Source organism: Pseudoblastomonas marina (assembly GCF_034374265.1).
In the GTDB taxonomy this organism is placed as follows: Bacteria; Pseudomonadota; Alphaproteobacteria; order Sphingomonadales; family Sphingomonadaceae; genus Alteriqipengyuania_A; species Alteriqipengyuania_A marina.
In genome coordinates, this window is sequence record NZ_CP139718.1 from 2,219,883 (window position 1) to 2,234,068 (window position 14,186).

At 66.2% G+C, this 14,186-nt stretch carries 16 protein-coding genes; 4 read left to right on the top strand and 12 right to left on the bottom strand.

Annotated elements, in window-relative coordinates:
- Positions 1-58: 58 nt before the first annotated feature.
- From T8S45_RS10985 to glpX, 11 genes are all read right to left on the bottom strand, one after another.
- Positions 59-811, bottom strand: a complete 753-nt coding sequence (locus T8S45_RS10985; RefSeq protein ID WP_322293768.1) for an SDR family NAD(P)-dependent oxidoreductase — start codon at positions 809-811, stop codon at positions 59-61.
- Positions 808-3,198, bottom strand: coding sequence for a phenylalanine--tRNA ligase subunit beta (pheT, locus tag T8S45_RS10990; RefSeq protein WP_322293769.1), 2,391 nt, complete (start codon positions 3,196-3,198; stop codon positions 808-810). Before pheT ends, T8S45_RS10985 begins: the two co-directional genes overlap by 4 nt.
- A complete protein-coding gene (pheS, locus tag T8S45_RS10995) occupies positions 3,195-4,292 on the bottom strand; it encodes a phenylalanine--tRNA ligase subunit alpha (RefSeq protein ID WP_322293770.1) in 1,098 nt (365 codons plus the stop codon). The genes pheT and pheS overlap by 4 nt, the downstream gene beginning before the upstream one ends.
- 82 nt (positions 4,293-4,374) lie before the next feature.
- The gene (rplT, locus tag T8S45_RS11000) at positions 4,375-4,734 is read right to left on the bottom strand and encodes a 50S ribosomal protein L20 (RefSeq protein ID WP_322293771.1); all 360 of its coding nucleotides are present in this window, start codon (positions 4,732-4,734) and stop codon (positions 4,375-4,377) included.
- A gap of 26 nt (positions 4,735-4,760) precedes the next feature.
- Positions 4,761-4,964, bottom strand: a complete 204-nt coding sequence (rpmI, locus tag T8S45_RS11005; RefSeq protein ID WP_188642771.1) for a 50S ribosomal protein L35 — start codon at positions 4,962-4,964, stop codon at positions 4,761-4,763.
- A 119-nt stretch (positions 4,965-5,083) separates the two neighbouring features.
- Positions 5,084-5,824 carry an SDR family oxidoreductase gene (locus tag T8S45_RS11010; protein ID WP_322293772.1) on the bottom strand — a complete coding sequence of 247 codons (741 nt, stop codon included), beginning with the start codon at positions 5,822-5,824 and terminating at the stop codon, positions 5,084-5,086.
- Position 5,825: 1 nt separating this feature from the next.
- A complete protein-coding gene (locus tag T8S45_RS11015) occupies positions 5,826-6,590 on the bottom strand; it encodes an SDR family NAD(P)-dependent oxidoreductase (RefSeq protein WP_322293773.1) in 765 nt (254 codons plus the stop codon).
- 90 nt (positions 6,591-6,680) lie between these two features.
- Positions 6,681-7,310 (bottom strand): outer membrane protein, encoded by a 630-nt coding sequence (locus T8S45_RS11020; protein ID WP_322293774.1) that lies wholly within the window; start codon positions 7,308-7,310, stop codon positions 6,681-6,683.
- A gap of 109 nt (positions 7,311-7,419) precedes the next feature.
- Positions 7,420-8,223, bottom strand: a complete 804-nt coding sequence (locus tag T8S45_RS11025) for an inositol monophosphatase family protein (RefSeq protein ID WP_188642775.1) — start codon at positions 8,221-8,223, stop codon at positions 7,420-7,422.
- A 1-nt stretch (position 8,224) separates the two neighbouring features.
- Entirely contained in the window at positions 8,225-9,160 is a 936-nt protein-coding gene (locus T8S45_RS11030) for a ribose-phosphate pyrophosphokinase (protein WP_322293775.1), read from the bottom strand.
- A gap of 82 nt (positions 9,161-9,242) precedes the next feature.
- The gene (glpX, locus tag T8S45_RS11035; protein ID WP_322293776.1) at positions 9,243-10,226 is read right to left on the bottom strand and encodes a class II fructose-bisphosphatase; all 984 of its coding nucleotides are present in this window, start codon (positions 10,224-10,226) and stop codon (positions 9,243-9,245) included.
- A 63-nt stretch (positions 10,227-10,289) separates the two neighbouring features.
- On the opposite strand from glpX, the gene T8S45_RS11040 reads away from it, so the two are divergent.
- Positions 10,290-10,811 (top strand): hypothetical protein, encoded by a 522-nt coding sequence (locus tag T8S45_RS11040; protein ID WP_322293777.1) that lies wholly within the window; start codon positions 10,290-10,292, stop codon positions 10,809-10,811.
- Positions 10,812-10,823: 12 nt separating this feature from the next.
- On the opposite strand, the gene T8S45_RS11045 is transcribed toward T8S45_RS11040, so the two are convergent.
- Complete coding sequence (locus tag T8S45_RS11045; RefSeq protein WP_322293778.1) at positions 10,824-11,666, bottom strand: hypothetical protein; 843 nt, start codon at positions 11,664-11,666, stop codon at positions 10,824-10,826.
- Positions 11,667-12,009: 343 nt separating this feature from the next.
- Between T8S45_RS11045 and T8S45_RS11050 the strand changes: the two genes are divergently transcribed.
- From T8S45_RS11050 to T8S45_RS11060, 3 genes are all read left to right on the top strand, one after another.
- Positions 12,010-12,687: an energy transducer TonB gene (locus tag T8S45_RS11050; protein WP_322293779.1), complete on the top strand. Its 678-nt coding sequence runs from the start codon at positions 12,010-12,012 to the stop codon at positions 12,685-12,687.
- A 65-nt stretch (positions 12,688-12,752) separates the two neighbouring features.
- Entirely contained in the window at positions 12,753-13,565 is an 813-nt protein-coding gene (locus T8S45_RS11055; RefSeq protein ID WP_322293780.1) for a MotA/TolQ/ExbB proton channel family protein, read from the top strand.
- Between the two features lie 80 nt (positions 13,566-13,645).
- Positions 13,646-14,179 (top strand): ExbD/TolR family protein, encoded by a 534-nt coding sequence (locus tag T8S45_RS11060; RefSeq protein ID WP_322293781.1) that lies wholly within the window; start codon positions 13,646-13,648, stop codon positions 14,177-14,179.
- The last annotated feature ends 7 nt before the right edge of the window (positions 14,180-14,186 follow it).

Here is a 14,186-nt window from a genome sequence, read left to right on the forward strand (position 1 = left end):
ATCGCAGGGAGGGGCGGTGCCGCGAGGCGCCGCCCCTTTCTTTTGATATCTCGTCGAGTCAGTCCTTGTCGCGCGCGACGCGGAAGCCCGCGAAGTCCTGCGTGACGGGCATCAGCTCGATCCGGTTGATGTTGAGATGCGGCGGCAGCTCGGCGATCCACAGCACGGTATCCCCAATATCCTCCGCCGTCATCGGATCGGCCCCGCGGTAGAGATCGTCCGAGGCCTGCTGGCTCCCGGTACGCACCATGGTGAACTCGGTCTCGACCATCCCCGGCTCGATGCAGGTCACGCGCACCCCGGTGCCGTGGAGATCGGCCCTGAGGGCTAACGTGAAATGATTGGCGAAGGCCTTCGACCCGGCATAGACGTTGCCGCCGGGGTAGATGTAGCTGCCCGCGACCGAGCCGATGGTGACGATGGCTCCCTTGCGCTCGATTAGCCCCGGCAGCAGCTTGCGCGTCAACCGCACCATCGCCGAGACATTGGTGTCGATCATGGTCTGCCAATCGTCGAGATCGGCCTCCTGCGCGGGCGCGAGCCCCTGCGCGAGACCGGCATTGTTCACCAGCAGGTCGATCCCGGCGAACTCCGCCGGAAGCGCGGCGATCGCGGCATCCATAGCTTCACCGTCGCGCACGTCGAACACGCAGGGATGCACCTTGTCGGCACCGAGTTCGGCGACCAGAGCATCGAGCCGCTCCTTGCGCCGCCCGGTGGCGACGCAGCGCCAGCCGGCCTTGACCAGTGCTTCGACGGTGGCCTTCCCAATGCCTGCGGTCGCGCCCGAAACGAATGCGGTCTTGGTCATCCTCTCAACTCCCCACCCTGCTTGGACGCCGCGGCGGTAATGGCGTCGGAGATCGCCTTGAGCTCCTGCTCGGTGAAGCTCTTCTCACCCGGCTGGAGCGTGACCTCGATCGCCAGCGAACGCTTGCCTTCGCGCACGCCTGACCCTCGGAAATCGTCGAAGATACGCGCATCGACGATATGCGTCTTGTCCGCGCCCTTGACCGCGCGAAGCAGGTCGCTGGCGGGCTTTTCGGCATCGAACAGGAAGGCGAAGTCGCGCGTGACTGCCTGCAGCGCCGGGGGCGCATAGGCCGGGCGGGCAAAGTCCGACTTGCGGCCCTTGGGCAGTGCGTCGAGGTAGATTTCGACCGCCGCGACCGGTGCATCCACATCGAAGCTCTCGATGGTGCGCGGATGAAGCATGCCGAAGCGCGCGAGCACATTCTTCGGCCCCAAGCGAAGCGTGCCCGACTGGCCGGGGTGGAATTGCGGCCCTGCCTCGCCGAATACCATCAGGTTGTCGACCGGGGCGCCCGCCGCCGCGAGCAAGGCCAGCGCCTCGCCCTTGGCATCGTAGGCGTCGAATCCCTGCGCCTTGCCGGTCGCCCAGCCGCGCGGGGTCTTGTCCCCCGCGAACACCGCGCCGAGCGTCAGCTGTTCGTCGCTCGCGCCATTCTTGCCGCGACCGTAGCGGCGCCCGACCTCGAACAGCCGCAACGACGTAGCGCCGCGATCGAGGTTCCGCTGCACCGCCATGAGGAGCCCGGGCAGCAGCGAGGGCCGCATCGTCTTGAGGTCTTCACTGATCGGATTTGCCAGCGACCAGAGCTGCGCGCCCTCTTCGGCGAAGCGCTCGGCCACGTCGGTCGGCAGGAACGACCAGGTCACCGCCTCGTGCAGCCCGCGGGCCGCAGCCGCACGGCGCACCCGGCGCTCGAGCTTCTGCTCGGCGGTCGCAGTGGGTCGTGCAACGCCTTCTGCCCGCGGCAACGCGACGCTCTCGACCTTGTCGAGGCCGTGAATACGCACGATTTCCTCGACCAAGTCGGCGGCGCCTTCGATATCATGGCGGCGCGGCGGGCAGGTGACCTGCCAGTCGGCATCGACCGAGAAATCGAGCGATTCGAGGATGCACCGCTGTTCGTCCTCGGCGATCTCGACGCCGCCGAGATTGGCGGTGAGCGCCGGATCGAACTGGAGGGTCCTGGCATCAGCCGGAGCCTTGCCCGCCACCGTGACCTCGGTCGGCTCGCCGCCGCAGGTCTGCACGATCAGGTCGGTGAGCAGCGCCAGCCCGTCATCGAGGAAGGCGGGATCGACTCCGCGCTCGAACCGCGTGCGCGCGTCGGTGGCAAGGCCGAGCTTGCGCCCGGTCACCCCGATCGCCTCGGGCTCGAAATAGGCGATCTCGAGCAGGACGTCGGTGGTCTCGCCGGTCACCGAACTGTGCTCGCCGCCCATGATCCCGCCGATATCGTGCACGCCTTCGTCGTCGGCGATCACGGTCATTCTGTCGTCGAGCGTGTAGGTCTTGCCGTTCAATGCCTCGACTGTTTCGCCATCTTTCGCGCGCCGCGCGACCACCGCGCCCGACAGCTTGGCGAGGTCGTAGACATGGGCCGGGCGGCCGCAGGCGAGCATCAGGTAATTGGTGCAATCGACCAATGCCGAAATCGGTCGCTGGCCCGCATCGATCAGCCGCTTCTGCAACCACTCGGGCGAAGCGCCGTTCTTGACGCCGCGAATGACGCGCGCGTGGAAGGCCGGGCAGCCTTGCGCATCGTCGGTCCGCACCTCGACCGGGCACGCGCCCGCGCCGTCGATCGCGGGCACCTCGACCGGCTTGAACGTGCCGAGCCCCGCCGCCGCGAGATCGCGCGCGATCCCCATCACGCCCATGCAATCGGGGCGGTTGGGGGTGATTGCGACATCGAAGATCGGCGAGGAAGCGGCGTAATCGGCAAAGGCTTGCCCGACCGGGGCATCCCCGGGCAGTTCGATGATCCCGTCGTGCTCGTCGCCCAATTCGAGCTCGCGCACCGAACACATCATGCCGTTCGATTCGACCCCGCGGATCGCGCTCTTGCGCAATTCCATACCGTTGGTCGGCACCACCGCGCCGGGCAGGCCGAGCACGCCCTTCATCCCTGCGCGCGCATTGGGCGCGCCGCAGACAACCTGCAGCGGGTCGCCTTCACCGGTATCGACCGTAAGCACCTGGAGCTTGTCGGCATCGGGGTGCTTCTCGGCGGTGAGGACCTCGGCGACCCGGAAACCGGCGAGCCGTTCGGCCGGGTCTTCGACGCCTTCGACCTCGAGCCCGATCGCATTGAGCGTCTCGGCGATCTGCGCGGCATCGGCCTCGGTGTCGAGGAAGTGCTTCAGCCATTCGAGCGAGAACTTCATGCGCGTTCTCCCACGCCGGAGGAAAGGGTCGGTACGGCCAGCGGATCGAAGCCGTAATGGTCGAGCCAGCGCACGTCGCCGTCGAAGAAGGCGCGCAGATCGTCCATCCCGTATTTGAGCATGGCGAGGCGATCGACGCCCACGCCGAAGGCGAAGCCCTGCCATTCGCCGGGCTCGAGCCCGGCGAATTCGAGCACGCGGGCATTGACCATGCCGCTGCCGAGCAGCTCCATCCAGTCGTGTCCTTCGTCATCGCCGTTCCCGCCGACGACCCGGCGCCCCTTCTCGTTGCGATAGCCGACATCGACCTCGACCGAGGGTTCGGTGAAGGGAAAGTAGGACGGACGCAGGCGCAGGACGATGTCCTCGGTCTCGAAGAACGCCTTGAGGAAGGTCTCGAGCGTCCATTTGAGGTGGCCGAGATGGATGTCGCGATCGATCACCAGCCCTTCGACCTGGTGGAACATCGGCGTGTGCGTCGCGTCGCTGTCCGAGCGGTAGACGCGGCCCGGCGCGATCAGGCGGACGGGGGCACCGCCCTCGACCATCGAACGGATCTGAACCGGCGAGGTATGGGTGCGCAGCAGCATCGCGCGATCCTCGGCATCGCGATCGGGGAAATAGAACGTGTCGTGCATCGCGCGCGCCGGATGCGTCTCGGCCATGTTGAGCGCGGTGAAATTGTGCCAGTCATCCTCGATCTCGGGACCCGTAGCGACGGTGAAACCGAGATCGGCGAAGATTTCCGCAAGCTCTTCCATCACCCGGCTGACCGGGTGGATCGAGCCCTTGGGCGTCGCGGGCGCGGGCAGCGTCAGGTCGAGCCGTTCGGAGGCGAGCCGGGCTTCCAGCGCGGCATCGTCGAGCGCCTGCTTCTTCGCCGCGATCGCATCGGCGACCGCCGCGCGCGTGCCCTGGATCTTAGGGCCCTCGACCTGGCGTTCCTCGGGACTCATTCCGCCGAGCGTCTTGAGCAGGGCCGAGACCCAGCCTTTCTTCCCCAGCGCCGATACACGGATCGCTTCCAGCGCATCGGCATCGGTGGCGGCATTGATCGCCGCCAGTGTTTCGTTCAATTGCGTGTCGTCAGCCATGGCGGGCCTCTTAGCGGGACAAGAAAAAAGCGCCACCCCGATAGGGGCGGCGCTTCCTTCGAATTCAAGACATCATCGCGCGTCAGGCGGGAAGCGCTTCCTTCGCCTGCTTGATGATGTGCGTAAAGGCGGCGCTCTCGTTCATGGCGAGATCGGCCATCACCTTGCGGTCGAGTTCGATGCCGGCGAGCTTAACGCCATGCATGAACTGCGAATAGGTGATTCCTTCGGCGCGGACCGCAGCGTTGATGCGCTGGATCCAGAGCGCGCGGAAGTTCCGCTTTTTGACCTTGCGGTCGCGATAGGCGTACTGGCCGGCCTTTTCGACGGCCTGGCGCGCGACGCGAATGGTGTTCTTGCGACGACCGCGATAGCCCTTGGCCTGGTCGAGCAGCCGCTTGTGCTTCTGGCGCGTGGTGACGCCGCGTTTGATGCGGGGCATGTGTTCTTACTCCTGCTGTTACCGGCTCAAGACAGGCCGTAGGGGGCCCATTTCTTCACCGCGGCCTGGTCGGCCTTGGCGAGAACCTTGGTCCCGCGCTGCTGGCGGATGTACTTGGCGTTGTGGCTGATCAGGCGGTGGCGCTTGCCGGCGACACCATGCTTGACCTTGCCGGTGGCAGTGAGCTTGAAGCGCTTCTTGACGCCGCTCTTGGTCTTCAGCTTGGGCATTTTCATCTCCTAGTCAGAGACACATTCGACCAGCCCTGGCAGCCCTTACGGCCAGGCCGATCTCCGATTCATGTGTCGGTGAAGGCCGCGCAGATAGCGTTTTGCGCGGCAAATGCAAGTCAGAAGTGGGTCAGGTACCCGCCATCGACCGCCAGCGTCTGCCCGGTGATGTAGCTAGCCTGCGGCGAGGCGAGGAAGGCGACCGCGCCGGCGATTTCGTCCGGCTCGCCCCAGCGGCCGAGCGAAGTGCGGCGCGAGAGATGCGCGGCGATCTCCGCATCCTCGACCATTTCGGCATTGGCCTCGGTCGCGAAATAGCCCGGAGCAACCGCGTTGACCGTGATTGCGTGCTCACCCAATTCCGCGGCTAGCGCCCTTGTGAGCGCGGCCAGCCCGCCCTTGCTTGCGGTGTAGAGCACGTCTCCGCGCGCGATATCGGCGGCGATCGAGGTGATATTGACGATCCGCCCATAGCCCCGCGCGCGCATCAGCGGCACCGCGCGCCGCGCAAGGTCGAACGGCGCGACCAGATTGACGTCGAGCATTGCCGCCATGTCGCGTCGCGCCAACCGGTCGAGCGGGCGGCGGTCGCGGTGGCCGACATTGTTGACGAGGATGTCGAGACCATCGGCAGCAAGGCCGGCGAAACTCGCCGCAGTCGCGGCATCGTCGGCGATGTCGAAGGCAAGCGGGCGGGCGCGCGGGCCGATCCGATCTGCCGCGGCGCCCAGGGCGGCATCGTCGCGCCCGTTGAGCCAGACCGTCGCCCCACATTCGTGCAACCGCGCCGCGATCTCGAAGCCGAGCCCGCGTGCGGCGCCCGTCACGAGCGCGATCCTGCCGTCCAGTTCGCCTGTCATGTCAGTCTTCGTAGATCATCTTGGCCGTCATGCCACCATCGACGTTGAGATGCTGCCCGGTGACGAATTCCGCGGCGTGGAAATAGGCGACCGCCTCGGCGATGTCTTCAGGCCTGCCGACGCGCCCCACGGGATGCTGGTCGCGATCCTTCTTGCGATGATCGGGATCGCTGCGTTGCGATTCCTTCTGCCAAGGGCCGGTCTCGATCCAGCCAGGGCGAATCGCGTTCACCCGAATATCCGGCCCGAGCGACACCGCCATGGAATGCGTCAGCGCATCGATTCCACCCTTCGATGCGGCATAGGCGAAGGTGTCGGGTTCGCTCATCACCGCGCGGGTGGAGGAGATGTTGGCGATGCTCGCACCCTCACCCCGCCGCAGCAGCGGAACCGCCGAACGACTGACGAGGAAAGCAGCGGTAAGGCTGGCATCGATCCAGCCCTGCCAATCGGCCAGCGCAAGGTCTTCGAGCGGGCCGCAATAGGGATCGGCGATCGCGGCATTGTTGACGAGGCAGGCGAGCGGGTCGTCGCCGAGCCAGTCGCCGATCTGCGCAAACGCTTTCGCGACCGCATCCTCGACACCCACGTCGCACGCGATCAGCAATGCGCTGTCCTGCGGGAGGGCGGCGCGCAGTTCGGCCAGCGCCTCCTCGTCGGTATCGAGCCCGATCACGCGCCAGCCGAGGCCGTGGAAGTGAGTCAGCACGGCCCGGCCGATGCCGTTGCCCGCGCCGGTCACGAGTATCGTCTGTTTGTCTGCCATGGGCCTGCAACGCCCCGGGCCGAAACAAGGTTTCGCAAAAGAAAGGGGCGCCGAAACCGGCGCCCCTCGGGTAAGTGTCGATCGGTCGGCTTAGAAGCGGACGCCGAAGGCGACCCCGCCGCTCACGCGCTGGAAATCGAAGCTGTAGAGATCGTAGTTCTCGCCGATGCCGAGCTCGACGCGGCCATAGGCGTTGCTGCCGAAGCCCTGCTCGTAACCGAAGGCGAACTGGTAGCCACCGCCGGTTTCGCTCTCGTCGAGCGTGACTTGGCCGAGCACCGGATCGTTGAACGTGCCTTCGACCGCGATGGTCTGCTGCGAGTAACCCGCCTTGGCGTAGAACTGGCTGTTGGTGCCCGAGGCGAAGCCGGCATGCAGGCCGGCGACGAAATAGCCGTCGCTCGACACGCACAACCCGCCGTCGCATTCCTCGACGCTCGAGGCCTCGTAGCTCACGAAGGGACCGATCGCGACGGTGTCGCTGACCGCGATGTCGTAGCCGATCTCGCCGCCGAAGGCGACGCCCGAGCCGAGCTCGTAATTGATGCCGGCCGCTTCGTCGGGATCGTTGATCCGCTCCCACAGGATGCGGCCTTCGAGCCGCAGACCGTCACGTGCAAACGGAACCGGCTCGTCATCGTAATATTCACCCGTTTCCTGCGCGAAGGCAGGCACGGGCAGCAGGGCGACGCAGGCCGCCGCAACAAGCAATTTCTTCATCGAATGAAACCCTCTTCAAGCCCCCCGATTGGCGGGCGGGGATTCGGATAGCGGGCTGATCCTGAACGGCAATCGCATAAACGTCGCGGCACCGCAGGTGGCGCGCGTTTCAGTGCGAGTGTTGCACGTTCGCCATGGCCTCGAGAACGTCCTCGAGCCGCGCCGGGTCGCCGAGCGCCAGAACGGTGCCGTCGCTGTCGCGATCGAGCGGGTTGCCCTGCCAGTCGCTCATCGTGCCGCCGGCACCTTCGACCACCGGAACCAGCGCGGCGTAATCGTAGATCGCGAGTCCCGCCTCGCAGACGATATCGAGGTGGCCGCCCGCGAGCAGGCCGTAATTGTAGCAATCACCGCCATAGACGATCGTCCCCTGACGCTCGTTGCCGCCGACGCTGGAGGCAAGCTGCATGTAGGGTTCGGCCTCGTCGGCGGAGAAATAATGCGGACTACTGGTCGCCAGAACGGCCTCGTCGAGCGACTTGCAGCTGCGCGCGCGCACCGGCGCACCGTTGAAAGTCGTGCCCTCGCCGATCCGGCCCGCCCAGCGTTCGCCGACGATCGGCTGGTCGATGATCCCGAGCACCGGCCAGCCATCCTGCAGCAGGGCGATCAGCGTGCCGAAGATCGGGCGCCCGGCCATGAAGCTGATCGTGCCGTCGATCGGATCGAGCACCCAGCGACGCCCGGCGTTCTCATTGGTCAGGCCGTATTCCTCGCCGTGGATCCCGTCATCGGGGCACTCGGCCTCGAGGATCGCGCGGATAGCCTGTTCGGCAGCCTTGTCGGCTTCGGTGACCGGCGACTTGTCAGGCTTGCGCTCGCTCGCCCATTCACCGCGGAACATCGGCCGAATGACCTCTCCCGCCGCGTCGGCAAGGCGGTGGGCGAGTTTCAGGTCGTCCACGCTCGCCATGTCAGTCGAACAGCGAGCTGACCGAGCTTTCGTCGGCGATGCGGCGGACGGCTTCGCCGATCAGCGGAGCGATGGTGAGATAGCGGATGCGCTTGCTATCGGTGGCTGCATCGGTCGCGCGGATGGTGTCGGTAACGACCAGTTCGGTCAGCGAGCTCTTGTCGACCCGCGCCACCGCGCCGCCCGAAAGCACGCCGTGGGTAATATAGGCGGCGACCGACTTGGCACCCTGTTCGAGCAGGGCTTCGGCCGCGTTGCACAGCGTGCCGCCCGAATCGATGATGTCATCGATGAGGATGCAGTGGCGGCCCTTCACGTCGCCGATGATGTTCATCACCTCGGATTCTCCGGGGCGATCGCGGCGCTTGTCGACGATCGCCAGCGGGGCGTTGTCGAGCCGCTTGGCGAGCGCGCGGGCACGCACCACGCCGCCGACATCGGGCGAGACCACCATCAGGTCCTGGTCGCCGTATCGCGCTTGGATATCGGCCGCCATCACTGGCGCAGCATAGAGATTGTCGGTCGGGATATCGAAGAAGCCCTGGATCTGCCCGGCATGCAGGTCGACCGAGAGCACGCGGTCGGCGCCCGCCTCGGTGATCAAATTCGCCACCAGCTTGGCCGAGATCGGCGTGCGCGGGCCGGGCTTCCGGTCCTGCCGGGCGTAGCCGAAATAGGGGATCACGGCGGTGATCCGCTGCGCCGAAGCGCGGCGCAGCGCGTCGATGCAGATCAGCAGTTCCATGAGGTTGTCGTTCGCGGGAAAGCTGGTCGACTGGATCAGGAAGACATCCTCGCCGCGCACGTTTTCATGGATCTCGACGAAGATTTCCTCGTCGGCGAAGCGGCGCACCGATGCATCGGTCAGAGGCATTTCGAGATAGCCCGCGATCGCCCGCGCCAGCGGCAGGTTCGAGTTGGCCGACATGATCTTCATGAGAGGTATTCCTGTAATTGCGCCGCGATTCGGTACGGACTTAGCGGAGCGGTCGCCCGGACGACAGCGCCGCGGGGCGGTTTTACCCCTTGTGGTGCTCGCCCCTGATCCAGCGCACAGTGCCGCTCGAGGCGCGCATCACCACGCTTTCGGTGGTCATCTTGCCACCGCGGAGGCGCTTGACCCCTTCGAGCAGCGAGCCGTCGGTCACGCCGGTCGCGGCAAAGATGCAATCGCCGCGGGCGAGTTCGTCGAGCTTGTATATCTTGTCGAAATCCTCGTCCGCGATGCCCCATTTGCGGGCGCGTTCCTTCTCGTCATCGTTGCGGAAGACGAGGCGGCCATTGAACTGTCCGCCGACGCAGCGCAGCGCCGCCGCCGCGAGCACGCCTTCGGGCGCACCGCCCTGGCCCATATACATGTCGATCGTCGTGTCGGGATCGGTCACCGCGATCACGCCCGCGACGTCGCCGTCGCCGATCAGCACCACGCCGCAGCCGAGACCACGTAGTTCGGCGATCAGGTCGGCATGACGATCGCGGTCGAGCACGCAGACCACGATGTCGGACGGATCGACGCCCTTGGCCTGGGCCACCGCCTTGACGTTTTCGGTCGGCGACTTGGCGAGGTCGATGATGCCCTCCGGATAGCCGGGGCCAACCGCGAGCTTGTCCATGTAGGTGTCCGGCGCGTTAAGCAGGCAGCCTTCTTCCGCCGCTGCCAGCACGGCCAGCGCGTTGGGCCCGGCCTTGGCGGTGATGGTCGTGCCCTCGAGCGGATCGAGCGCGATATCGATCTTGGGTCCCTTGCCCGGCGCCCCGCCGACCTTCTCGCCGATATAGAGCATCGGAGCCTCGTCGCGCTCGCCCTCGCCGATCACCACGGTGCCGTCCATGTAGAGCTCGTCGAAGGCCTTGCGCATCGCTTCGACAGCGGCGGCATCGGCGGCCTTCTCATCGCCACGTCCGACCAGTTTGGAAGCGGCGACGGCGGCGGCTTCGGTCACGCGCACCATTTCGAGGACGAGGACGCGATCGAGCACTTTGCTCGGCGTAAGATCGGACATGTTCACTCCCTATTCAGCGCCGGAACGCACGTTCGCCTGCGCGCTTAGAGAGGGGGCCGCAGCTTGTCGAGAATTCGCTTGTCGCTGGGCGGCGCTTTGCTCGCGTTCGCCGTTCCACTGTCGGCCCAAGGCGTTCCTTCGGACGAAGACGACGGTGCCGAAGCCGGGCTCACCGCCGACGAAGTGCTCGCCGAGAGCGAACCGGTCGTCGGCCCGCCGCTGCCGCCCGAATGCGAGGCCGACCCGCTCAACAACACCGTGGTCATCTGCGCCCCGCGCGATGACGAGCAGTTCCGCGTGCCGCGACGGATCGATCCCGAGCGCGTGGATGCCTATGGCGACGTACCGCGCGCACCCGACGTGTTCGGCATTCCCAATCACGGCATCCCGATCCCGTTCGGAAGCGTTCCTGAGCCGGTCCTGATCATCGACCTCGAGGCGATTCCCGAAGCGCCGCCCGGCTCGGACGCCGATCGCGTGGCGCGCGGACTTGCCCCGCGCGGCGATGACAATGGCGGCGGACGCCCCGATCCGGTGACGCGGATCGAGCCCGACGAGGCGCCCGCTGATGCTCCCGAAAACTAGGCCGGACGCAGATCAGCGCGTGCGATTGCAAGACCCCAGCTGCTCCATCACGAACGCGTAGTCCTCCGCGGCCTTCTGCGAATCAGCGCGGGTGGCCGACAGGTCGTTCGCACGCGGCAAGGTATCGGGAAGCGCGCAGGCGAGACGATACCACACCAGCGTCTCGCGCCGCGGCGGATTGTTCACGTCGGCCACCAGCTCGGTGAAGGAAACGCCCCATCGGCGCGGCTGGTTCGGGCGACGGCGCACGGTGATCGCGGCCGATTCGCCGCCCGCCTCGAGGAATATCTGCGTCTCGCCCTCGCCGGCGAGGTTGCCGGGCACGTGGATCGTCTCGCGCACGCCGGTGACGACCGGGGGCGCATCGTCCGCCGCGAGTTCCTGCAGGATGTTGATCGTCGCGGGGACCAGCATCGGGTCAGCCGACGGGAACTGGGCATCGGGCGCGACCAGCTGGAGTTCGCCCGGTCGGCGCGGCACCGAGCGCGCGAACAGGAGCTGGCGGGTCTTTTCGATCCGCGGCGGCTTGCCCTTCGCATCGCGCGGCAGGTCGACCAGGTACTTGACCGTCGCCCCGATCGGCGAGCGCGCGCCGAGCAGCTGGAGCGTGTCCGCCTCGACATAGAGCCGTGCCATGCCGGGCGCGAGGCCGGGTGTGCGTTCGGGTTCGAGCTCGATCGCTTCGGTGGGACGGACCTCGATCACGATCGGCGCCGATTCGGCCAAGGCGACGATGTCCGCGTAGGTAAGGTCCGTGCGCGCCGGGGCCTCCTCGGCCGCGGCCTCGGAAACGAACGGAACGCCCGAGCAGGCCGAAGCAACGAGGGCGATAGGGGCGAGAAGCGCCTGTTTCATAGGGATTTGGCGGTCCTTTCGACTGCGCAATTAAGGTTCGGTTCAAGCCGGACAAGGCATAATGTTAGAACGTCCGGCGCGTGAATCGGGCGTTAACATGAAAGCGTTGCGCCGCCACCATGCAACAGCTACAGGCGGCAAATGCGGGCCGTGGGAGCGGCCTTGGCACAGCAGTGCCGCTCGTGGGGACGGGAGCAGATCGGGAACCAATGACCGGTCTCGAGACGTTCAGTTACCAAGAGTGGTCAATAACTAACGAAGGCGTTGTGCCTCTCCTCTGCGGGAGGCGCATGCGTCGGGATCGGCTCCCCCGCCGGTCCAATAGCAGGAGTGATGCGGCTGAATGGCTTACGCTGACCAACAGATGAGCGGGAACAAGGTTACCGCTTTTGTCATCGTTGCTCTCATCCATATCGCCATCGGCTACGGCCTGATCAGCGGTCTCGCATACGAGGCTGTCGAGAAGATCGCCGAGCGGGTGACGGCAGTGGATATCGAGGAACCGCCGCCCCCGGAGGAAGAGCCGCCGCCCCCGCCGGAGCCGCAGAAGGACGTGGCCCCGCCGCCGCCGGTTGCACCGCCGGTCCGGGTCAATGTGAACCCAAATCCGCCGCCCGTGCGGACGACGCAGATCATCCCGCCGCCGGCCCCGCCGGTGCTGAGGATCCCGCCGCCCGCGCCGGTCGTCGCGCCGCCGCCGCCGCCGCCGCCGCCGCCGCCCGCCCCTTCGCAGGCGCGTCCGGCCCGGGTGAACATGGGCTCGCTGGGACGTATCCAGCGCGACTATCCGAACCGCGCCCAGCGCGAAGGTCGCGAAGGAACCGTCACCATGCGGATCACGATCGGTGCCAACGGCCGCGTCAGCGCCTGTTCGGTGACCGGGTCGAGTGGGCATTCCGATCTCGACAGCGCCGCCTGTCGCGGGATGGAGCGTTATGCGCGCTTCGAACCGGCGCAAAATGCCGCCGGCGACCCGATCAGCGACACCACGACTTTCGCATTTACCTACAGGCTTGACTGAGACCGGCGGCCGACCACGACCGTCACTTGAAACAAACGACGACTTTTTCGAAGAGGACCTAACCCATGCTGCTTGAAATCCTGGCAACCGCCGCTGCCGAAGGCGAAGAAATCAAGAACGCCTTCGGTTTCTGGGAAGCGCTCGAGCAGGGCGGCGCCGTCGCCTATGCGACCGTGATCATCCTGGCGATCATGAGCTTCGGCTCGTTCTTCATCCTGTTCACCAAGTGGTTCGAACAGCGTAAGATCATGAGCCAGTACAAGAAGCTGCGCGGCACGTTCTGGCGTGCCAGCAGCCTCAAGGAAGGCGCGACCAAGCTCGAGAAGGACTCGGCCTGGCGCCAGATCGTCGACGACGGCGTCGTCGCCGAGGAACAGCACCAGAAGATGACCGACAGCCTCGAAGCGCATGACTGGCTGCACGGCTCGCTCTCGCGCTCGGAAGACACGATCAACGCCAAGCTCGCTACGGGCCTGCCGTTCCTCGCCACGGTCGGTGCGACCGCGCCGTTCATCGGCCTGTTCGGTACGGTGGTCGGTATCTACCGCGCGCTGATCAACATCGGCATCGCCGGTTCGGCTTCGATCGACAAGGTCGCCGGCCCGGTCGGCGAAGCGCTGATCATGACCGCGCTCGGCCTGCTGGTCGCGGTTCCGGCCGTGCTCGCCTACAACTACCTGCAGGCGCGCAACAAGCGGATCGCCGAGATGCTGCACGGCTTCTCGACCGACGTGCTCGCGTACATCTCGTCGGACGGCAAGGTGAAGCCGGTCGTGGCCACCGCGGCCCCCGCCAAGGCGACGTCGGCTGCGAAGCCCGCCCCGGCCAAGGTCGGCGCCCCGGGTACCAGCACCACCACGCCGCCCACCAAGCGCTAATCGAATACGGGGCGGCGCGGCCCTAGGCCCGCCGCCCCTTTCGAACCCCAATGACTATTTACGTAGACAGGATTTAAGCCATGGCAGTTTCGACGGGCGGCGGCGGCGGCGAGACGCCGATGTCGGACATCAATACCACGCCCCTGGTGGACGTGATGCTGGTGCTCCTGATCATCTTCCTGATCGCGGTTCCGGTCGCGATCCAGCAGATCGAGAACCTCCGTATCCCGATCATCGAATCGGTCGAATCGGACGACAAGGTCGAGAATCTCCTGCTGACGGTCACGACGACGGACGCGAACGGACTCAATGCGGGCGAACCCGGTTACATGGGTGCGAGCCGCAACGGCGAATGCCGGGTCTATTACAACAACATCACCCCGGTCGATTCGACCGAGCTGCAGGAACAGTCGTTCAACCGTCTGGACCAAATCGTGCAGCGCGCCGGTGGCCCCGAAGCGCTGATGGAAGACCCGGAAAAGATCCCGCAGGTGCACATCCGTGCCGACGAGGAAGCCCCTTGGCGCTGTGTCGCCGGTGCGATCTTCAACGTGCAGATCTCGGGCTACCCGATCGTCGCCTTCATCTCGAACCCGACCGAACCGGGTATCTGATCCGCGC